Annotated in this window: 18 protein-coding genes; 7 read left to right on the top strand and 11 right to left on the bottom strand. The window is 61.0% G+C overall.

All coding sequences use genetic code 11. The features are described 5' to 3' along the window. Window positions 1-131: 131 nt before the first annotated feature. The 3 genes from EEB13_RS18405 (at window position 132) to EEB13_RS18395 (ending at window position 3,672) form a co-directional block, all read left to right on the top strand. Window positions 132-1,526, top strand: coding sequence for a serine hydrolase domain-containing protein (locus EEB13_RS18405; RefSeq protein ID WP_261984585.1), 1,395 nt, complete (start codon window positions 132-134; stop codon window positions 1,524-1,526). Window positions 1,527-1,624: 98 nt separating this feature from the next. Then, entirely contained in the window at window positions 1,625-2,704 is a 1,080-nt protein-coding gene (locus EEB13_RS18400) for a dipeptidase (protein ID WP_045067337.1), read from the top strand. 32 nt (window positions 2,705-2,736) lie between these two features. Next, window positions 2,737-3,672: an alpha/beta fold hydrolase gene (locus EEB13_RS18395; RefSeq protein WP_141485983.1), complete on the top strand. Its 936-nt coding sequence runs from the start codon at window positions 2,737-2,739 to the stop codon at window positions 3,670-3,672. 82 nt (window positions 3,673-3,754) lie between these two features. Here the strand turns inward: EEB13_RS18395 and menC are convergent, their stop codons facing one another. Genes menC through EEB13_RS18365 form a run of 6 tightly spaced genes read right to left on the bottom strand, consistent with a single transcriptional unit; the run spans window position 3,755 to window position 11,063 of the window. Continuing rightward, on the bottom strand, window positions 3,755-4,888 hold the full coding sequence (gene menC, locus EEB13_RS18390; protein ID WP_141485982.1) for an o-succinylbenzoate synthase: 1,134 nt from the start codon (window positions 4,886-4,888) through the stop codon (window positions 3,755-3,757). Continuing rightward, a complete protein-coding gene (locus tag EEB13_RS18385) occupies window positions 4,878-5,741 on the bottom strand; it encodes a GNAT family N-acetyltransferase (RefSeq protein ID WP_141485981.1) in 864 nt (287 codons plus the stop codon). Before EEB13_RS18385 ends, menC begins: the two co-directional genes overlap by 11 nt. After that, on the bottom strand, window positions 5,738-6,529 hold the full coding sequence (locus EEB13_RS18380; protein ID WP_141485980.1) for an ABC transporter ATP-binding protein: 792 nt from the start codon (window positions 6,527-6,529) through the stop codon (window positions 5,738-5,740). The genes EEB13_RS18385 and EEB13_RS18380 overlap by 4 nt, the downstream gene beginning before the upstream one ends. Continuing rightward, entirely contained in the window at window positions 6,526-8,403 is a 1,878-nt protein-coding gene (locus EEB13_RS18375; RefSeq protein ID WP_239654717.1) for a dipeptide/oligopeptide/nickel ABC transporter permease/ATP-binding protein, read from the bottom strand. Before EEB13_RS18375 ends, EEB13_RS18380 begins: the two co-directional genes overlap by 4 nt. Continuing rightward, window positions 8,404-9,417: an ABC transporter permease gene (locus EEB13_RS18370; protein WP_084702760.1), complete on the bottom strand. Its 1,014-nt coding sequence runs from the start codon at window positions 9,415-9,417 to the stop codon at window positions 8,404-8,406. Window positions 9,418-9,461: 44 nt separating this feature from the next. Continuing rightward, window positions 9,462-11,063, bottom strand: coding sequence for an ABC transporter substrate-binding protein (locus tag EEB13_RS18365; protein ID WP_045067344.1), 1,602 nt, complete (start codon window positions 11,061-11,063; stop codon window positions 9,462-9,464). A 633-nt stretch (window positions 11,064-11,696) separates the two neighbouring features. Here EEB13_RS18365 and EEB13_RS18360 point away from each other — a divergent pair. The 4 genes from EEB13_RS18360 to EEB13_RS18345 all read left to right on the top strand — a co-directional run bounded on the left by EEB13_RS18360 (window position 11,697) and on the right by EEB13_RS18345 (window position 15,381). After that, the gene (locus EEB13_RS18360) at window positions 11,697-13,037 is read left to right on the top strand and encodes a serine hydrolase domain-containing protein (protein ID WP_141485979.1); all 1,341 of its coding nucleotides are present in this window, start codon (window positions 11,697-11,699) and stop codon (window positions 13,035-13,037) included. Between the two features lie 138 nt (window positions 13,038-13,175). Beyond that, window positions 13,176-13,412 carry an RGCVC family protein gene (locus EEB13_RS31810; protein ID WP_084702762.1) on the top strand — a complete coding sequence of 79 codons (237 nt, stop codon included), beginning with the start codon at window positions 13,176-13,178 and terminating at the stop codon, window positions 13,410-13,412. A 62-nt stretch (window positions 13,413-13,474) separates the two neighbouring features. Continuing rightward, window positions 13,475-14,098, top strand: a complete 624-nt coding sequence (locus tag EEB13_RS18350; RefSeq protein WP_141485978.1) for a TetR/AcrR family transcriptional regulator — start codon at window positions 13,475-13,477, stop codon at window positions 14,096-14,098. Window positions 14,099-14,124: 26 nt separating this feature from the next. Beyond that, a complete protein-coding gene (locus tag EEB13_RS18345) occupies window positions 14,125-15,381 on the top strand; it encodes a DUF1214 domain-containing protein (RefSeq protein ID WP_092808443.1) in 1,257 nt (418 codons plus the stop codon). A 6-nt stretch (window positions 15,382-15,387) separates the two neighbouring features. On the opposite strand, the gene EEB13_RS18340 is transcribed toward EEB13_RS18345, so the two are convergent. The 5 genes from EEB13_RS18340 to nuoL are packed head-to-tail and all read right to left on the bottom strand — an operon-like array spanning window position 15,388 to window position 21,790. Beyond that, on the bottom strand, window positions 15,388-16,017 hold the full coding sequence (locus EEB13_RS18340) for a class I SAM-dependent methyltransferase (protein WP_141485977.1): 630 nt from the start codon (window positions 16,015-16,017) through the stop codon (window positions 15,388-15,390). Further along, window positions 16,014-16,670, bottom strand: a complete 657-nt coding sequence (locus tag EEB13_RS18335) for a lysoplasmalogenase (protein ID WP_141485976.1) — start codon at window positions 16,668-16,670, stop codon at window positions 16,014-16,016. The genes EEB13_RS18340 and EEB13_RS18335 overlap by 4 nt, the downstream gene beginning before the upstream one ends. A gap of 19 nt (window positions 16,671-16,689) precedes the next feature. Next, window positions 16,690-18,285 carry an NADH-quinone oxidoreductase subunit NuoN gene (gene nuoN, locus EEB13_RS18330; protein ID WP_141485975.1) on the bottom strand — a complete coding sequence of 532 codons (1,596 nt, stop codon included), beginning with the start codon at window positions 18,283-18,285 and terminating at the stop codon, window positions 16,690-16,692. Then, window positions 18,282-19,901, bottom strand: coding sequence for an NADH-quinone oxidoreductase subunit M (locus EEB13_RS18325; protein ID WP_233366173.1), 1,620 nt, complete (start codon window positions 19,899-19,901; stop codon window positions 18,282-18,284). Before EEB13_RS18325 ends, nuoN begins: the two co-directional genes overlap by 4 nt. Next, on the bottom strand, window positions 19,898-21,790 hold the full coding sequence (gene nuoL / locus EEB13_RS18320; RefSeq protein ID WP_033234864.1) for an NADH-quinone oxidoreductase subunit L: 1,893 nt from the start codon (window positions 21,788-21,790) through the stop codon (window positions 19,898-19,900). The genes EEB13_RS18325 and nuoL overlap by 4 nt, the downstream gene beginning before the upstream one ends.

Below are 21,790 nucleotides of genomic sequence, written 5' to 3'. Positions count from 1 at the left end.
GGTTTTACCTTCCGCTTGCCTCGCACCTCGAAGAGTGAGCTGGTGGAGCAGGACCGATTTTGCGAGACGTTCTGCACCACAAGGTGGATCGCATCCATGCCATTGACTTCATGATCGAAGGAGTTCGACCAGTGACCGAATTGCCCAAGGACCTACTTGTCGCCCCGAAGTGGCAGGCACGACTCGACGAACTGGCCGAGAAGCATGCGGTGCCGGGCGCCCAAGTGGGAGTGATCGCGCTGTCTGACGACGGAACTGCGGATATCCGCGTGATCACCACCGGGCTGACCAGCTTGAACACCCGCGTCGAGGTGGATGCCGACACCCTGTTCCAGTACGGATCCGCGACCAAGATCTGGACGACAACGCTGATCATGCAGCTCGTCGACGAGGGCAAGCTCACGCTGGACACCCTTGTGGTGGAGGTTCTTCCGGAGTTTACGATCGCGCACCCGTCCAACACGAAGGAAATCACGATCCGCCAGTTGCTGACGCATACCAGCGGTATCGACGGAGACCTGTTCAACGACACCGGCGACGGTGACGACTGCGTCGAGAAGTACGTCGGCGAACTCGCGACCGCGATCAGCGTGACCAAGCCGGGCGGACATCTAAGTTACAGCAACGCAGGTTTCTCAGTGGCCGGCCGCATCGTTGAGGTTCTACGTGAGATGACGTGGGACGAGGCGTTGGTCGAATACCTCTGGAAGCCACTCGGATTGACGCACATCATCACCAAGGCCAAGGACGCCCCGCTGTTCCGCACCGCCGTCGGCCACGTGGGCAACCCGGATCGGACTTCACCGGACACGGTGGTTCCGACGAAGCAGTGGCTGCTCCCTCGCGGCATCGGACCGGCCGGCATCATCCTCGGATCCGTCAGCTCTCTGCTGAGCTTCGGTGCTGCACACATGCGTGACGGCCTGGCTCTGACGGGCGAGCGCATCCTGTCCGAAGAATCGGCGCGTTTGATGCGGACCCCGCAGTTCGACCTGACAGCGGTGTCGAGCGTCGATCAGGCCTGGGGTCTGGGTTGGATTCTGTCCGACTGGGGCGGAGTCACGTCCGCGCAGCACGGCGGCGCGACGATCGGCCAGATCACCCGATTCCACACGTTTCCCGAGCTCGGCCTGGCCATGGCGGTCGTCACGAATTCGCGCGGCGGCGGAGCTCTGGCTCACGAGATCGAGAAAGAGATCGCTCAGGAATTCGATCTTGTTCTGCCCGAGCCGAAGTCCGAACGGGATGCTGCCGGCATAGATCTGTCGCCCATTCTCGGGACCTATGAATCGACCACCGTGCGAATCGAACTCACGCGCGGCGATGACGGTGGCTTCCAGGTCCAGAGCTTCGCCAAGGTCGAGATCGACGGTGAGCCCCCGTCCCCGCCCACCAAGGTCGTGCCGTTGTCTGCTTCACGGTTTGCGATCAGCAGTGAAAGTGCCTCGGGCGAGATGGCTCATCTCACGATCGATGGTGAGGAATATCTCTACATGACAAGGCTTTTCAAGAAAATCCCGGAATAGCCGTGGCGAGGTGATTCTCTCCGCTGAATGAAATTTCGGGCAGGTTGAGGGCGATGAGGGCCCTCGACCTGCCCACACTACTTTATCCAGGAGAACTCGTGCTGAAACCTCTCGCTCCCTTTCCAGATGTGAATCATCCTGCTGCACTCGATGCTTACGGTCTTGCCCCGGTCATCGACGGTCACAACGATCTGGCCTGGACGGCTCGTCAGATCGCAGGCTATTCGGTGGAGAATCTCGAGAAGGATTCCATCTTCCAAACAGACATCGACAAGCTCGGGCGCGGGGGTGTGGGTGCGCAGTTCTGGTCGGTGTACGCACCGTGCGACATGACCGAACCCGAGGCAGTTCAGTACACCCTCGAACAGATCGACTACGTGTACCGGATGATCGAGCGGTATCCGGATACATTCGAATTCGCGCGAACCGGTGACGACGTGCGTCGTATCTGGAGCGCGGGCAAGGTCGCATCCTTGTTGGGTGCGGAAGGTGGCCACAGCATCGGAAGTTCGCTCGGCGTCCTGAGAATGATGGCGCGCCTTGGTCTTCGGTACATGACTCTCACGCACAACGACAACACCGGCTGGGCGGACTCCGCGACGGATTCGCGAGTTCACGGCGGTCTCACCGACTTCGGCCGGGAGATCGTGCGAGAAATGAACCGGCTCGGCGTGCTCGTCGACCTGTCGCACGTCTCGGTGGAAACCATGCGTGATGCCGTCGAGGCGTCGTCAGCGCCGGTGATTTTCAGTCATTCGTCCTGCTCGCAGCTATGCGGGCACCCACGCAACGTTCCCGACGACGTCATGCGGTTGCTCGCTGCCAACGGCGGCGTGATCATGATCGCCTTTGTCCCCATGTTCCTTTCGGCCGAGTACAACGAATGGTTCACGGGCGGACGCGTCGGCGATCGGCCGGCGATGACGGTCGACCATCTCGCAGATCACGTCGAACATGCCAGGAAGGTTGCCGGAATCGATCACATCGGATTGGGCAGTGATTACGATGGATTCGACGACTTTCCGGACGGCATGCACGATGTATCGGGATTCGCAGTATTGATCGATCGTCTCGCCGAGCGCGGTTGGTCTGCCGAAGATTTGGCAAAGCTGATGGGCAACAACGTGTTGCGTGTACTCGACGAGACCAGTGTGGCCTCGCTGTCAAACCTATCCTAGTTGTAGCGACGCCAAAGAAGATGAGGATGAGAATGAAGAAGATTCGTACTGTTGCACTGAGAGCTCTTGCTTCGGTGTCCGTTGTTCTGGTTGTAGTTGTATCCATTGCGCTCGTGTTCAACCTCGGTTCCAGCAAGGCAAACGTCCCGAGTGGGGAAGCGGGCAATCAGTTCGTGTCCGTCGACGGAAAGAACATGAGCGTCTCGATCCGTGGAAATGGCGATCGGACCATCGTGCTTCTACCCGGGTTCGGAACGTCCGCACCGATTCTCGACTTCAAGCCGCTGATCGACGAACTCGCGCCCAACTACCGGGTTGTTGCGATCGAACCCTTCGGCTATGGATACAGCGACGCAACGGACAAGGACCGCACCACGGAGAACATCGTCGAAGAAATACATGCCGCTGTGCAGGCTTTGGGGATTGACGAGTACGTCCTGATGGGGCACTCCATCACAGGAATCTATGCTCTGGACTACACCGCGAAGTACCGCGACGAGGTCACCACTTTTGTGGGAATCGACAGCAGCGTCCCCGGGCAGCCGAACATGGACACGAAGTTTCCGATCGGAGCATTCAGGGTTGCAAAGCAATTGGGCTTCTCCGACGTTCTGGCGAAGTTTGCGGGTAACGAAGAATCAGATGCGTACCTCGATGACGCGGAGAAGGAAGAAATGAGCCGTCTGGTCGCGAAGAACAACTTCAGCGACACCTACCTCAACGAGATGGACCATCTTTCCAGCAACTTCGCTGCGTCGATGGGCAAGACGTTCCCGGCCGACCTTCCGATTCTGTTGTTTGCGGTACAGAATTCGAAGGTCCAGAGTTGGACAGCGCTCCACGAAGGGCAGGCAGCCTCCGTCGATCATGGTGAGTTGGTGCTGCTCGACGGGGACCACTACCTGCACCACACCAAATCGAAGGAGATCGCCGAACACTTCACGACGTTCATGGACGAACTTAACTAGGCTCACCCGCAGTCGCCGGCGCAAATTATTACAGCCGCCTCCACTGGATGACAGTGGAGGCGGCTGTTTGAATGTGTGGAACTTACAGAATCTCGGTTCCGACGGTGAAGCGCTCCATGACGTCCTCACGCGGAGTCACGCCGAAGCCGGGTCCCTGCGGCACGGCGATGTGGCCGTCCTCGATGACAAACGGTTCGGTGATGTCTTCTTTGTAGAAGCGATCCGACGCCGAGATGTCGCCGGGGAGCGTGAAGCCGTCCAGGGCGGCGAGAGCGGTGTTGGCTGCGCGGCCGATGCCGGTCTCGAGCATTCCGCCACACCACACCGCAATACCGTGTGCGGAGGCGAGATCGTGGATGCGCTTGGCTTCCAGGTACCCGCCGACACGGCTCGGCTTGATGTTGATGACCGAAGCGGCACCGAGCGTGATCGCGTCGGCGGCATCCTTCGCGGACTCGACCGACTCGTCGAGGCAGATCGGAGTCGACAGGGTCTGCGCGAGCTTGGCATGCTGCACCAGATCGTCCTCGGCGAGCGGCTGCTCGATGAGCAGCAGCGCGAATTCGTCCAGGCGACGAAGCAGTTGGGAGTCCACGAGGGTGTACGCGGCATTCGCGTCGACCTGCAATGGGACGTCGTAGCCGAACTCCTTGCGCACCGCGGCCACGGGAGCGATGTCCCAGCCCGGCTTGATCTTCAGCTTGATTCGCACGTAGCCCTGCGACAGATAATCACCGACGGTATCGAGCAACTGCGGAATGCTGTCCTGGATCCCGACGGATACTCCGGAGGGAACCCGCGTGCGAGTGGCACCGAGGTAGCGAGCGAAAGACTGTCCGCGAGCACGTAATTCCGCGTCGAGGATCGCCATTTCGATGGCCGACTTGGACATCTGGTGGCCCACGACGGGGTGAAGCACGCTGCCGACAGTCTCAGCCGAGAGCGGCTGATCCGTCTGCGATTTACGCAGCGTCGGAACAAGATACTCGCGCAGCATCGCTCGAGCCCCTGCGGTGTACTCCGAGTTGTAGAACGGATCGCTCAGCGAACCGCACTCGCCCCAGCCGACAGTCGAGACCGCACCGTTTGGGCCCTCGGTGGTGCCGCTCACCTTCAGAACGAGTGTGTTGCGTTCGAGTTGGGTACTGAAGGACGTCGTGAAAGGGGAGACGAGAGGGATGCGCAGTTCGCGCAATTCGACGGACTCAATGTGCATGGGTTTGCTCTTCTCCGGTTGTCTCGCAGATTTTCGTGAACGTGTAGTAGCCGCCGGGGTCGAAGCCGGTCGATTGCCATTCTTTCGACGCGATGAGTGGTTCGAGGTGCTCGCGCAGCGCATGGCGCCAGGCGAAGGCGCAGGCGCGGTCGACCGTCCTCAGATGCTCTATGTCCCGAGGTATTCCCACTGCGATGTCGACGCAGCCGGGCGGGATCGGGAGCATCCGAGGCGTATTGTCCTCGGCGGGTTGGAGCACTGTGAAGATATCATCAACGGCCACAGTGGAACTCGGAGCAGATTCGGCGTCGAGGTCCCAACTCACCAGCATGCGATCGCTGGCATCGCCGGCATTGATTCCGTCGGCCATCGATCCGTAGAAATCCGGATTGTATTCGGCCGGTTCGGCACCGAGGCGCGCGATGTTGAAGTAGGCGTTCCGTGCGACGAGGGGATCGAAAGTCCACCGGATCGTTCGGACTTCGCGCTCGATGCACCAGTTCCGCTGGTGATGCTTCAGTGCACGGCCGATTCCCTTGCCTGCGAAGCCCGGTAGAACCCCCGCGATGTGCGAGTGCAGAACCTCGCCGAGTGGCTCGACAAAGAATCCGACGCATCCGCCGATCATGTTGTCGCCGGAAAAGGCTCCCACTACGTAATGTCCGCCGTGGTGAAGGGCAACCAGCATCGCTGTGCCGAAATGGGCCGGTCCAGGACTGGTGGCCCAGATGTCGTCGAAAACTGCAGAGAGATTCTCTATTTCGCGATTGTCGACCAGTTCTCGAAATTCAATCGCAGGGGAGAGCGCGGGCGCACCGGCGCCGGGTGAAGCCGGCCGGATCGAGTGTGTCATCGGAACATCGGCTCTCCGAATTGCGGAATCGCGGACAACAGCTTGGCCGTGTATGCCTCTCGAGGAGAATCGATCACGTCGAGAATCGGCCCGTGTTCGACGATCTCGCCGCCGAGCATGACCGCGACGTGGTCACAGACGTAGCGGATCACTGCAAGATTATGGCTGACGAAGAGAACCGTCAGACCTAGCTGTTTCTGTAGATCTACCAAGAGATTCAGGACTGCGCCCTGCACGGACACGTCAAGCGCAGAGGTGATCTCGTCGGCAAGCAACACGGACGGCGCAGCAGCGAGTGCCCTGGCCAGCGCCACACGCTGGCGCTGGCCACCCGACAACGAGGACGGGTAGTCGTACGCCTTCTCCTCCGGGAGTTGGACCGTGCTGAGCAGTCGAGCGACTTCGACAGCCCGGTCGCCGCGGCTACGACGCACGCGGTCGCGGCGTTCGGTGGATCGCAGCGCCTCGGCCAGGGACTGGCCGATGGTCATTCGGGGGTCCAGGCACGAGTACGGATCCTGGAAGACCATCTGGATTGTGTGGCGCAAGCGTGCCGTCGCCCCGCGGGCATGGGCGACGTCGACACCGTCGAGGAGAATCTGGCCGGAACTCGGCTCGGCCAGACCGACCGTCGCCCGTGCCAGAGTGGACTTTCCGGAACCGGATTCGCCCACCAGTCCGACTATCGAACCCGAAGGGATGTCGAGGTCGACGTTCTTGACGGCGTGGAATCGTTTGGTGCCGTTGCCGAGATGGACGTTGACGTCGCGAAACTCCAGCCTGCTCATCGGATCTCCTCTGCAGCTGCAACCAGCTCTTGCAATTCGGCATCTGCGGTGCTGGTCATGGTGCCGAGGCTCTCGACCTGCCAGACTTCGTCGACTGTGGCGAGCGGCTTGTCGCGGTCGGTGGTCATGGTGGGAACCGCGGCGATCAGCGCACGGGTGTAGGGGTGCTGTGAGCGTCCGGCGACCAGATCGTCCACGGAGATGTCCTCGACGATGTTTCCGGCGAACATGACCAGGACGCGCGAGCACATTCCGGTGATGACGGCCATATCGTGCGAGATGAGAAGGATTGCGGCACCGGTCTCTTCGCGAACCTCGTGCAGCAGTCCCAGAACCTCACGCTGGACGGTGACGTCGAGTGCGGTGGTGGGTTCGTCCGCGATGATCAATGCAGGCTTGCCCATCAAACCCATGGCGATCATGGCGCGCTGACGCATACCGCCGGAGAACTCGTGTGGGTACTGCTTCGCGCGGTGAGGAGCGTCGGGGATTTTCACCGCTGTGAGACGGTCGATGGCAGCCTTCTTGGCTTCGGCCTTGCTCATTCCCTCGTGTAGCCAGCCGATCTCGGCGACCTGGTACCCGACCTTGAGGGACGGGTTCATCGAGGACATCGGGTCCTGAAACACCATGGACATGCGCGTTCCGAGTTGGCGGGCGATCTTGCGTGCGGCAGAACCTTCCGGCCGCTTTCCGTCCTTCATCAGGACGGTGCCGTCGAATTCGATAAGACCGGCGTCGACGACCGTCGGGTGATCGGTCAGCTGCGAGATCGCCATGCAGCTGAGCGACTTTCCGGAACCGGATTCGCCGACGATCCCGACGGTTTCACCGCGATGGACTGTGAAGCTGATGTTGTCGACAGGTCGACGCCATACGTTGCCGGCAGGAACCGCGACGGACATGTTGCGGACGGTGAGAACAGCGTTGTCGTCCACCGGAGCCGAAGGGGACTCGCTTGTGGCCGTGTTGATCGGGTTCCATCTGGGGAGCTTGCTGCTGATCGGGCTGCGAATACCCGCGCCGCGGGCGATGGCCTCGCCGACCAAGGTAAAGGTCAGACCGGAGAGCACGACGGCGATGCCGGGCGCCAGTGCGGTGGCGGGGTTGACGAAGATCTTCGACAGGCCTTCGTTGAGCATGCGGCCCCAGTCGAAGGACGGCGGCTGGATACCCAGGCCGAGGAAAGACAGGCCGGCGAAGACGACCAGTCCGCTGCCGACGGAGATGCTGGCGTTGACGATGAGGGGTTCACGAATGTTGGGAAGTATGTGCCGAAACAGCAAGCCGGGCTTGGTGACTCCGAGGATGCGTGCGGCATCGATGAAGTCGCGGCCGTTCACCGAGGAAGACAGTGCGTAGGTCAGTCGGGCGAACGGTGACGCCATGGCGAGACCGATCGCTATCACGGCGCTGCCGGAGCCCTGTCCGAGCACGACCAGTAGGAAGATGGCCAGGAGTAGACCGGGGAAGGCGATGGCGAAGTTGAGGAACGCCACGACGAACCGGCCGATCCAGCGGGGAGCGAGCAGCGGGAGTGTTCCGAGGAACAAGCCCAATGCGACGCCGAGGCCTACGGCGCTCAGCGCCATGAGGACGGACAACCGGGCAGCAGTCATGGTGCGGGCGAAGACATCTCGTCCACCGGCGTCGGTTCCGAAGATGTGCTCGGAACTCGGCCCCTGGGAGAGTGCCTTGGGATTGGCGACGACGGCGGCGTCGCCCCAGATGATCGGTCCGAAGATCACCAGTGCGATCAGCCCGGTCAGAAAGGTGAGAGCCAATATTCCCAGGGGAGTGCGGAAAGTCTGGACCAGCCAGTGCCGACGAGGAGGCGTCGTTGCGGCCGTTTCGACTGTAGGTGAGGTGCTCACTCAGTTCTCCCGGATGGTGGATCGTGGGTCGATCAGAGCGAGCACCACGTCGACGATGAAATTGATGAAGAGGACGATGCTGCCGTAGATCACGACCAGTGTCTGGGCGAGTGGATAGTCCTTCTCGGTGATGGCCTTGACCAAGGCCAATCCCATTCCCGGCCAAGCGAAGATGCTTTCGATGAGCACGGTTCCGGCTATGAGGCCACCCAGCAGGAGACCGGCCAGCGTCAGCGTGGAGGTCAGGAGGTTGGGCATTGCGTGACGGAAGTACATGCGCGCTGCGGACATCCGCTTGGCGCGTGCCGTTCGGATGTAGTCCATGTCGAGCACGCTGAGAGCCTCGGCGCGCACGATCCGCGACATGGAGGCGATGGTGCCGATGGACATGGCGGCAACCGGCAGGATATAGCTTTCCGGCCCGCCTCGTCCGGCGACCGGAAGGATCGGGAACGTGACGGCGAACAGGTAGACCAATGCCGTACCGAACATGAACTCCGGAATGACGGCGATGGTGCCCGACGTTGCGGTGTAACCGATTTCGACTCCGCGGCGTCGGCCGCCTCGCGTCAGCGCCGCGAAAATGAGCCCGAGCGGGATGCCGATGACCAGCACGGTGATGACCGTGAGGAAGGCCAGTTCGAGTGTGGCGGGCAACCGGGTCCCGATCACCTCGAGGACCGGAGTCCTCAAGGTGATCGAGTCACCTGGATTGCCAGTGAGCAGACCACCGATGAAGCGGAAGTACTGCTGGTAGAGCGGAAGGTCGTATCCGAGTTGAGATCTGGTCGACTCGACAAGCTCGACCGGGGCGTTCAGTCCCAATGCCAACCTGACGGGATCGCCCGGAATCAGCTGGAGCATCAAGAAGGCAGCCGTCACCAGCGCCCAGAGAGAGACCACGAACGTGCCGAGGCGGCGCAGAAGGTACGCGGGCCAGCTGTCGGACTCGAATAACTTCTTTCGAGCCGACGGTGCCGCGTGTGGTGTCGCGGCTTCAATTGTTTGACTCATGGGCTGTCTTTCCGAGGGGCGGGATGCTGGGACGGTGAATCGGCCTACTGGTAGACGCGCAGTGCGGACCCGATGTAGGTCTTACCGAATGCGAGTCCCGACTTGGAGAAATAGGTGTTGTTGACCGAGTTCGCGAACGGAACGGCGTCGACCGACTTGACGATTTCGGACTCGGCGGCTGCCCAGGCATCACACGCTGCGTCGCCGGTAAGGTTGGAGGCCTCGGTTGCGCCTGCTTCGTATGCGGCGTTGCTGATGTCGGAGAAGTTCTTGCCCGCTGCCGGAACCGGTCCGGCGAAGAAGCCGGTGAACGCACTGGGCAGGGTGTTGTTGATCTGAATCCAGCCGATGTCCCAGGCGGAGTTGTCCTTGCCGCTGAGCATGACGTCGATGACCTTGTTGGAATCGCCACCGGTCACCTCGACCACTGCGCCGAGAGCATTCCAGGCGGTCTGTGCCATCTCGACTGCTGCGTTGCGCGAGTCGTCGACGCCGTCGTAGTACATGCGGAGCTCGAGGGCGGTTCCGTCCTTGCTGCGCTTGCCGTCCGATCCGGCGGTCCAGCCTGCGGCGTCCAGGGTCGCCTTGGCAGCGTCGAGGTCGAACGTGGGCAGGTTGCCGTCCACCGAGTTGTAGATGCAGGCGCGGGGTTCGAGGGCGACGAAGCTGGTTGCACGGACTCCGTTACCAGCGGTGAGAACCTGGGTGATGTCGTCGAGATCGACGGCCTGAACCAGAGCCTTACGCACGGCAGGGTCGCTGGTCGGGTTACCGGCCAGGTGGTTGAAGTACATCTGACCGGCCGGAACCGGACGCTCGACGACGGTCAGGTTGGCGGAGTCGACACGGGCCTTGTCCGGTCCGGAGATCGCCACGGCGTTGATTTCGCCGTTCAGCAGCTGGTTGGCTGCGGTGCTCACGTTCGGAATCATGGACGCGATGACCGTCTTGGGGACACCCGGTGTCTCCGAGGTGGTGTCGTCCGGACCCCAGTTGTAGCCGTCGCGGCGTTCGAACGTGTAGTGGTTGTTGGGAACGACCTCCGTCACCTTGAACATGCCGGTACCGAGCGAAGCCTTGTTCGCGGCAGTCGGGTCCTTCAATGCGCCGTCGCAGACGATGGGCAACCTGGCGAGGTTCAGCAGCAGGAACGGGCTGGCCGCCGGGGTGGTCACCGTGACTGTGCGGGTCGCGACGTCTGCCGTGGCCGTTGCAGTCGACGGAACGGTGGTTCCGCGCATCTGCGAGCCGTTGGCGGGGTCCGCGACAAAGTTGACGTTGTCGGCGACGGTCTGGGCGGTCAGGATGGACCCGTCCGTACAGGTCACCCCGTCACGAATGGTGAAGGTCGCCGACGTGGGCGTCTCTTCCCACTTCTCGGCAAGCCACGGTCCGACGACGCTGGTTTCGGGGTCCTGGAAGACCAGGTAGTCGTACGCCAGCTTCGAGATCTCCGCCGTGGCCGTCGAAGCTGCCATGATCGGGTTGAGTGAGCCGGGATCCGCCTGAAGTCCGAACCGGAACGTACCGTCCGTGACGGGATCGCCACCGGAGCCGCCTGCAGTGGTGCTTCCTGAGCCACAAGCGGACAACACGAGCGCGAGCCCGGCGGCCGCCGCAAGTGTTGGATAGGACCGGTGTTTCATAGTACCTCCGTGAAAGAGCGCGGGTCCGAGTGAATCGGTTGAACGCGGGTTGGCTTACTGACTGCTAAATCTCCACGATCGGCGTGACGCGTGTCTCGGTCGATCCTCAAGAAAATCAAGCCATATTTCGTCCGGTCCCACCAAACCCGGCCGACGGTACTTGAGGATTACACGATTGCGTACTTCAGGCTGAGTAACTCTGCACCGCAAGCCGATGTGTAGCGGTGAGACGGCTGGTGAGATGGAAACATGAATGTCGACAACACGGAAGGTAGGGTCGCCCGCTCGCACTGGCACCTTCGGTGTCGATACCATACGGGCCGGAAAAGTTTGAACCACAGTTGATTACGGGGTCTGGCGGTTGATGACGATTCGGGTTTGGTGGCCCAGAACAAAAAGCGGCTTGGTATTTTTGTGAATCGGCCGAGACACGCATCACGCCGACCGTCGAGAATAGCAGTCGGTAACTCAGTCGCGTCCAATCGATTATCGCTCGGGCCCAAGCTTTTTCACGGAGGTAGCATGAAGCGGTAAGGCACTCAACGGATCTGCGTCGCATCTCTACCAGTAAGCCGACTCACACCGACCGAAGAAGCAGCAATACAGAACGCCGGCGAAATCGAGGAATCAAAGATGCAAGAACAGTTGCAGGAACTTGTCGACCAGTGGAGGGTCGAGGCGAACATCCCCGGCGTATCGGTCGGTATCGTGCACGGTGACAAGGACATCGTCGTCACCAGCGGTATCGAGAGCGTCGAGACACAACTTCCGGTCACCGACAAGACCATGTTCATGATCGGCTCCACCACAAAGGTTTTCGTCTCGACTGCTGCCATGACGCTCGTCGAGGACGGCTTGCTCGACCTCGACACCCCGGTGGTCGAATACGTACCCGAGCTTGTCCTCGCCGACGAAGAAGCCACCCGTACAGTCACCATGCGCCACCTTCTCACCCACACCGGAGGATTCACCGGCGACGCCAGCCTTTCGGCAGGCTGGGGCGAAGACGCACTGGTTCGCTCGGTTTCGCGACTGAAGGAGCTACGACAAGAATTCCCGGTCGGTGAGGTCTTCTCGTACAGTAACTCCGGTTTTGTACTCGCCGGACACGTCGTGGCCAAGATCAGCGGGCTGACTTTCGAAGAGTTGGTCACACAGCGAGTCCTGGAACCTCTCGACATGAAGGATTCGGCCTTCCTGCCCTGGGATGTGATGACTCATCGGTTTGCGCTCGGCCATTACATTCGCGACGGTGTCCCGTTTGTTTCCAATGAAACCGGGCTCGACCGCGGCATGACGCCCTGCGGTGGAATGTGGTCCTCGGTGCGGGATCAACTGGTCTGGGCGCGCTACGCACTCTCGGGCGAGCACCCCGGCGAGGGACAGCCGCTCGACGAGTCCACACGGTTGCTGATGCAGGCACCGCAGCGGCCGGCGGCGATGATGTTCGAAGAGGTCGGTCTGGGGTGGCTGCTGACCAGGTACGGCAGCACACAGGTCGTCCGGCACGGCGGCAACGTCAGCAATCTCCAGGTCTCCGAGTTCATGACGGTGCCCGAGAGGAACTTCGCCATCACCGTTCTGACCAATGCACTCGGTGGAGGAATCGCCAAGAAGATTGTCGATTGGTGCATGAGCAACATCGCGGAACTGCCAACGCCCGTTTCGCTCGACCTGGTCGACCTCACCCCCGCTGCGGTCGACGCGGTCCTGGGCAAGTATCAGGCGGGTTCGCTGACAATGACAGTCGCCCCTGGTGACGAGGGAATCGGCATCCGGATGGGTAGCGCAAAGGACCTCGGCGAGTACGAGGACATCGTCTGGCCGCCGGCGATCCCGATTGCCTTCGTCAACGACAACAACTTCGCCGCTCGTGCGGACACCACTCGGGCGTTGGGACGCTTCGTCACCGACGACACCGGACGCGCTGTGATGCTGGAATTCGGCGGGCGTACCGCTAAGCGAGTGGCTTAGGCCGGTAGGGGACGACGCCGAGACCGAAGCGGGTAGCGTGGAGGATGCCGAGGGCAAATCGAATGTGTGCCGTCACGCCACGTCGTCCTCGGCATCCACATCGGCCGGAAGTTGAAAGGTCGAGAATGGAGAACCGCCATGGCCTCGAACCCGACCGATGTGTCGAATTCTGTCGACGTTTCCCAGTCACCTGCCGCGCAGCAGGCGCAAGGATCGGCAGATTCGACGCCGTCCTGTCCGGCTTGTGGGCACAGTCTGGAATCCCACGATCCCCTCGGAGTTCGATTCTGCCGCGTGACTTCGGACCGGAACCTCGACCGAAAATGCATCTGCCCGGATGAGCACGTGAGCATGCAGCACTACACGCGGTATTGAACGCCACCCGGAATTAACGCACTGCATTGACAATTTAATGCAGTGCGTTATAGCGTCCTCGCATGGCATCAGTAGATCCCAAAAGTGCAATGGTCGATGTCGCCGAGCGGCTGCTCGGCAACCAGGGAGTCGACGCGCTCTCGATGCGAGATGTGGCAAACATTGCGGGCCAACGCAATACGTCCGCGGTGCAGTATCACTTCGGTGGACGCGATCAACTGCTCATTGAAGTGTTCCGTCGCCGAATGGTGGCAATCGCAGAGGATCGACGTGCCTTCTTGGCGACAATCGACGCAGCCGGCCGTGGCCGCGAATTGCGAGCACTCGTCGAGGCCTCGATCGTTCCTTTTGCATCCTCGGTGAGCAGATCCGTCGACGGCGCGAACTACGCCGAATTCATTGTCAGACTCCTTCCTACGGTGGACTATTTTGGTCCAGATCTTGATTCCCCCGGCAATGTGAACCGGGAAATCCATCAAAGGTTGGTGTCTTCATTGACACATCTGACGGAGAATCAGGCTGCTGAGCGAGTCGAGATGATGTTCACTATGGCGTTCTCGGCGATCGCTCTACACATGAGACGTCGTGCGCTCGGAATCAGCTCTGCTTCAGCAACTTTCGACGACTATGTCGAGCATGTCCTGGTGGTGGCTGTTGCTGCGTTGTCTGCTGGGCAATCAGTGTGACTGTTGACAAACAGAAATGAGCAAAGATGGACGTTTCCTCTCGTTCCGAAGCCGATAATGCTGCGTTGGATGCAGCCTGGGCAAAAATGTGTGACGACCTGCGGTCCGCAGGCACTCTTGTGGCACGTGACCCGGTGGCAGTCGACCCCACGATGCGCTCGGCGGGATACCGATACTTGCTGAATCTTCTCAATGCGGGGCTGGAGCAGATGGTGTTCAGTGCCGACCCGCAATACCCGGAAGTCGGTCACCTCCAAGACAATACGAAGCGTTATGCGACAGAGTCTCCGGATTGCTTGTTCGGTCACGCAACTCTCGATGCGGCCGGTACATATCGACTGACAGGTACCGGCGGGTGCGCGCGATATCTTGGGCTGACGTTGTACGACTCCGTCAATCTGTACGAGAACCTGGACCGCGCCGCGCTCGAGCGCAGAGATTTTGCGGCAGCGTTCAAAGCCGCGACGGCCGGCACCCTTGGCGCGATGTCGAATCCCGGCGGAATCACCTTGGATGCAAACGGCGACTTCGAGGTGATCATCAGTGCTGAGCGCCATGACGGGAACTGGCTGCCGATGGACGCCGCTGCGACGAAGCTGATGATCCGTCAGTACTTCTACGACTGGGAAAATGAAGAGCCGTATCACATTTCGCTCGAGCGGCTGGACTTCTCAGGAACCGGGCCGGTGCCGGACCCCGTGGTGATCGCCAGTCAGGTGACGAGAGTCGGTGAGTTCGTCGACGGATTCTCGGACTACTGGGCAGCAATGTATGCGGCCCGCGCCGGTGAGCGCAACGTACTGCGAACACAGCCACCCGTAAGTGAGACCTACGCTTCCGATACCGGGTACATCGCCTACGGCGGAGGAAGTTTCGAGATCGGCGACGACGAAGCCGTCATCATCGAGGTGACACCACCGGACTGCCATTTCTGGAATATCCATCTCGGCGACTACTGGGGCCAGTCGCTGGACTACACGTTCCGCCAGACGTCGCTCAACGGACACCAAGCAGTGCTCGACGGTGGGGTCTTTCGGGCCGTTCTTGCACATCGTGATCCGGGAGTGGCCAATTGGCTCGACACGGCCGGAAACCGCTTCACTCGTTGCGTGTACCGATGGTGGCTCGCCGGCAGTGACGATCTGCCGACGCCCACCGTGCGAGTCGTGAAGTTTGCTGACCTGGCCGAGGAACTACCCGGGGTCGAACGGATTTCGGCGGACGAAAGAAGATCGATGCTCGATCGTCGCCGTCGTGCGGTACTGGCTCGCTATCAGCGATAGAGCCGACTATTCTGCGCGGGAGAACACCGCCACCAGGAAGCCGGAATTATCGGTGAACGGTCGTAGGTCCCACGTGGAAAGCAGCAGATCAACCGTAAGCCCGCTGGCTGACGCGTCGGCCAGGAAGTCCGAGAATTCGTAGTCGCGGCCGGCGCCGAAACCGACGACCACGCGTCCGGTAGGGGAGATATGACGGGCGAACCCGGCCAGCACAGTCCGTCGGGTCGACGGCGCGAGGAAGGTCACCACATTGCCGGCGCACACGATGACGTCGAAATCGGCCGCAACTCCACGACTGGGCAGATCCAACTCCGCAAGATCGCCGACGAGCCACGTGGGTCCGGGGTAGTCCGCTTCCGCTGCGGCGATCAGTACCGGATCAACATCGACGCCGACAACCTCGTGGCCGGCTTTCTGCAGGTGACCTCCCAGTCGTCCCGGCCCACAGCCTGCGTCGAGAACCCGGCCGCCGCGGCCGAGCATTGCGTCGATCAGCCGAGCCTCACCGACAATGTCATTGCCTTCCGCTGCCATGGTCCGGAAGCGTTCGATGTACCGCGTGGAATGTGATGGGTCGGCAGCGGTGATTTCTTCCCACTGGCTGGGTGTGCGCTGGCTGGGGGCCGGTTCAGTCATCTTGTGATGGTACCGAGCCTCATTTTCTCCTGGCTCAGGATGCCAACAGTCAGGAGGAGCAGCGCGAGGATGTACGACGCCATGATCCAGATGTCGGTGGGTTCGGGCTGCCACTTGTCTGCTTGGCCCAACAGAATAATAGCGTCCGAGAAGAGAAAGAGTGCTCCGCCCAATCCTGCAGTCTTGTTGTAAGCCAATGAGGTTGCCGCGGTGCAGACCAGGATTGCGGCGTAGATCGGGACGGGAATCTGGAGTTCGCCGAGGCCGGACCAGGTGTAACCAACAAGGGCGATGGCGGCGGCGGTGTAGGCGAGGAGAACCCACGGGTTTTTACGGATACCTTGCAGTGCTCCGCGCGAGATGAAGAAACGGATGAAGCAGAGGTGGCCGATCGCGAAGGCCGCCATTCCGACGATGAAGGTGCCGTCCCAGAGAAGAAACAGATCGCCGAAGGCGCACGCGATAAGCGCGGCGGCGATAATTTTCGGTCCGTGATCCACCAGAACCCAGGCGGCAAGGAGCGGAGCAAGCATCACTTTTGTGATGCCATCCCACGGCGTCACGTCCGCGCCGTTGAGGATCAGGTGCGCGACGGCAACAATCGCGAAGGCAACAAACCACGGACTCCGCACGATGAGCTTTTCCACTGTCATCGATCCACCGTATCGGGACTTAACGGATGAACTCCGCTGCTCGCTCGGCAAGATCGAGTGCCGGTTGCGGCAGCACTCCGAGGATCAGTGTCACGCCGGCGCCGAGGCCGATGACACTGCTGGTGAGCGCACTCGGAACAACGACGCTCGGGGCGTCGTCAACAGGATCGGTGAAGAACATCAACACGATGACTCGCACGTAGAAGTACGCCGCAATCGCGCTGCACAGGACACCGACAATCACGAGTGGGGCCGCGCCACCCTCCGCGGCGGCTTGGAACACCGCGAACTTGCCGATGAATCCACTGGTCAAGGGAATTCCGGCAAAAGCTAGGAGGAACAGCGCAAACACGATTCCGATCAACGGTGAGCGCCTACCCAATCCGGCCCAGCGATTCAGTGCGGCAACTTCGCCGTCAGAGTCACGCACCAGAGTGACCACCGCAAAAGCGCCGAGCGTGCTGAATCCGTAGGCGAGTAGGTAGAACATCGTCGAAGACAGACCCGCATCCGAATCGGCGACCACCCCGGTCAGGATGAATCCGGTGTGTGCAATGGCCGAGTACGCCAGCATTCGCTTCATATCGGTCTGCGTGAGAGCGACAACGGAACCGACAACCATCGTTGCGATCGCAACGCCCCACATCAGTGGACGCCAATTCACGTACTCGTTGGGCAGCGCCACGTAGAACACTCGCAGGATGGCTCCGAAGCCGGCGATCTTGGTGGCAGTAGCCATGAAACTGGTGATCGGGGTCGGTGCACCCTGATACACGTCGGGAATCCACGAATGGAAGGGCACTGCGCCGACTTTGAACAACAGACCTACTGCAAGCAGGGCGGTGCCGAGCCACAAAAAGGAATCGTTCTCCGTTCCGATTCGTGCCGCATCGGCGATACCGGAGAGCGTGACCGTGCCGGCGTAGCCGTAGAGCAGGGCAATGCCGAACACGAAGAACGCCGACGAGAATGCTCCGAGCAGAAAGTATTTCATCGCCGCTTCCTGCGACAGGAGACGGCGTCGTCGCGCCAATCCGCACAGCAAGTACAGCGGAAGTGAGAACACTTCGAGCGCAACAAACATCGTGAGGAGATCGTTGGATGCGGGGAAGAGGAGCATTCCGCCGACCGCAAAGAGCGTCAGGGGGAACACTTCTGTTTGTGCAACACCGGCTTTGGTTGCTTCTTGTTCGGCAACGCTGCCGGGAACGCTCGACGCTTGAGGCGTGAAACTCCCCAGCGCGTCCTCGTGATTCTCGGCAGGCACCGTATCGCCTGATCCGCGCTCGGCTATCAGCAACACGGCCGGAATCGCAACCAGCAGAATGGTGCCTTGCAAGAACAGGGTGGGACCGTCGACGGCAACGGATCCCGCCATTGCCAGTGATCGAGTGCCCGCAAGTGCGACGACAGCCACAAATGCCGCAGCCAATCCGCCGATACCGAGGACCAACTGGACGGGGTAGCGCACCGAGCGAGGTGCAAACGCTTCGACCAGCACTCCCACCACCGCGACACCGAATACGATCAGCATCGGTGACAGCAGGCTGTATTCGACACTCGTGGAATGGGATGCAGGCTCCGCGAGAAGGGCCAATCCGTCGAAGGAACTCATTTGTGGGCACCTTCCTCGGTACTGGCATCGGCATCGGCATCGGCGATCACGGGTGTGGGCACCTCATCGACGACGGTGTGGCTGACCGCAGGGGTAATGATGTCGAGAGCCGGTTTGGGGTAGATGCCCAGGAAGAGCAGGAGCGCGATCAACGGCGCCACCACAACAAGTTCGCGGCGAACCAAATCGCGGATTTTGTCGGAGCCTTCTTTCTCGGGACCACCCATGATCCGCTGGTAGAGCCACAGGATGTAGATCGCAGACAGGACCAGCGCACTGGTCGCGATGATGGCAGCGACGTGATAGCGCGTGTATGTGCCGATCAGGACCAGGAATTCGCTGATGAACGGCGCCAGGCCGGGAAGCGAGAGAGTGGCAAGTCCGGCAACGAGGAAGGTGCCGGCAAGAACCGGTGCAACTTTCTGCACACCACCGTACGCCGCGATGGCGCGTGTACCACGCTGTGAGACAAGGAAACCCGCGATCAGGAACAGCGCGGCCGTCGAGATTCCGTGGTTGACCATGTACAGAGCGGAACCGGCCTGGCTCTGACTGGTCATCGCAAAGATCCCCAGAATGATGAACCCGAAGTGCGAAATCGACGTGTACGCGATCAGGCGCATGATGTCGGTCTGCCCGATCGCGAGAATCGCGCCGTAGACGATGCCGATCACTGCGAGCGTGATGATCCACGGCGCAAACGTCGCGGACGACTCCGGAAACAGTTGCAGACAGTAGCGAATCATCGCGAAGGTACCCACCTTGTCGACGACGGCCATCATCAGAACAGCTGTCGACGGCGTGGATTCCACCGCCGAATCCGGCAGCCAACTGTGCAGCGGCCAGAGTGGCGCCTTGACCGCAAACGCAAACATGAAGCCGAGGAACAGTGCGTTGAGTACACCTGGCCCGACACCCAGGTCGCCGTTCGCAGCTGCTGCGGCGATGGCTTGGAAGTCGAAAGTTCCTGAGGTGAATGGGCTTTCCGCGCGGGCGGTCACCACGTAGAGGCCAACGACTGCCGCGAGCATGACCAACCCGCCGAGCAGGTTGTACAACAGGAATTTGACGGCGGCGCGTGACCGGTTGGCACCACCGAAACCACCGATCAGGAAGTACATCGGTATCAACATTGCCTCGAAGAAAATGTAGAAGAGCAGAACGTCGAGCGCGCTGAACGACAGCAGCACCATCGATTCGACTACGAGGATCAAGGCGAAGTATGTGTGCGGCAAGCGTCGTGGCGGTTCGTCCGGGGTCTCCGCCGGCACCGCGGGGACGTCGTTCCATCCGGCAACCAAGAGCAGCGGCACCAGTACTGCCGTCAGTAGAACGAGAACAAGTGCGATGCCGTCCAGTCCCAGGCTGTAACTGGTCCCGAATGCGGGTATCCAACTGTGCCTTTCGACGAATTGGAACTGCTGTCCGCCGCGGTCGAACGTGATGGCGAGGGCCACACCGATCGCGAGGACACCCAACGACACCGCAAGAGCAACGGATTTGGCGATGTGAGACATCCGGGCCGGAAGTGCGACCACCACTGCGGCGCCGACAAGGGGGAGTAGCCACAGGAATGTCAGAGCGGGGAAGCCGGCGTTTGTCACAGATTCGTTCACCACAGTGTCACCGCCATCATCGTCGCGACCACCAGCGCTGCACCCACGAACATCACCAAGGCGTATGAACGGACGAAGCCTGTCTGCAGCTTGCGGACCAGGCCGGAAAGTCCGCTGACCGCCCCGGCAAAGCCGTCGACCGCACCGTCGATGCCTTTGGTGTCGACCACCTCCAACGTCTGGGTGAGCTGTTGGCCGGGCTTCATGAACACCGCTTCGTTGAATGCGTCGCCGTACAGATCACGACGGGCGGCGACGGTCAGCGCGGACACGGCAGTTGGCGCCTCTACCGGGATTTCCCGAGCTGCATACTCGCGGTAGGCAACTCCGACGCCGAGTGCGACCACAACCAGTGCCATCAGGGTGATGGTCCACGCGGGTATCGGCGGCTCCACGTGATGGGCGCCGACAACGGGTTCGAGCCAGTTCTGCAAGCTGGACCCGATGGTCAGCAGCATGCCGGCGCCGACGGATCCCACCGCGAGCACAATCATCGGAGACGTCATCACGGAAGGGGATTCGTGTGGATTCTGGTTGTCCCATCGAGGTTTCCCGAAGAAGGTCATGAGCATCACGCGGGTCATGTAGAACGCGGTGAGTGCGGCACCCAGCAACGTGACCAGGCCGAGGACTATGCCCTTGACCCCGCCGTCGCCGATGGCAACTTCGATGATCTTGTCCTTGGAGAAGAAGCCCGCAAACGGCGGAACACCGATGATGGCAAGGTATCCGAGCCCGAACGTGACAAACGTCAACGGCATGAATGCTCGCAGTCCGCCGTAGCGTCGCATGTCGGTTTCGTCGTTCATCGCGTGCATCACCGAACCGGCGCCGAGGAAGAGACCGGCTTTGAAGAATCCGTGGGTGATGAGATGCAGGATCGCGAACGCGTATCCGGCGGGCCCCAAACCGGCTGCGAGCACCATGTACCCGATCTGGCTCATGGTCGACGCGGCGAGAGCTTTCTTGATGTCGTCCTTCGCGCAGCCGATGATCGCGCCGAACAGGAGCGTGACCGCTCCGACGATCACCACCACTGTTTGGGCGTCGGGTGCCAGGTCGAAGATCGGGTTGGAACGCACGATGAGGTAGACACCCGCAGTGACCATGGTTGCCGCATGGATCAGCGCCGACACCGGGGTTGGGCCTTCCATCGCGTCGCCCAGCCAGGACTGCAACGGCACCTGCGCGGACTTCGCGCACGCCGCGAGCAACAACATGAGACCGATGGCCGTCAGAACCCCTTCACTTGCGCCCGAGGCGTTGCCGAAAACAGTGGTGAACGACAGCGATCCGAAAGTGTTGAACATCACCATCATTGCGATCATCAGGCCGATGTCGCCGACTCGGTTGACCACAAACGCCTTTTTTGCCGCGGTCGCTGCCGTCGGCTTGTGCTGCCAGAACCCGATGAGCAGGTACGACGCCAATCCGACGCCTTCCCAGCCGACGTACAGGCCGAGGAAGTTGTCGGCGAGGACCAGAAGCAGCATCGCCGCCAGGAACAGATTGAGGTACGCAAAGAACTTGCGGCGCTCGGGGTCGTGGTCCATGTATCCGACCGAGTAGATGTGGATCAGCGAGCCGACACCGGTGATGAGGAGAACAAAGCACATGGAGAGTTGGTCGAGTTCGAGGCCGAACTGGACCTGCAGACTGTCAACGGGCACCCAGCTGAACAGGTGCTCGTTGATGCTCCGATCGGCGGTGTCGCGGCCGAGCATGCTGACGAAGAACGCCACTCCCACGGCAAACGACGCCAACGCCATGACGCACGCGAACAGATGCCCCCAGGTGTTGGTGCGACGACCGGCAAGGAGTAGGACGGCAGCGCCGCACAGCGGCAGGGCAGGCAGTAACCAGATGGCGGACGTGATTCCTCCTGACAT

It is taken from the genome of Rhodococcus sp. WS3 (assembly GCF_003797085.1).
GTDB lineage: Bacteria > Actinomycetota > Actinomycetes > Mycobacteriales > Mycobacteriaceae > Rhodococcus_F > Rhodococcus_F globerula.
Note: the sequence above shows the minus strand (reverse complement) of the source record. Positions and strands in the feature narration are given on the sequence as shown.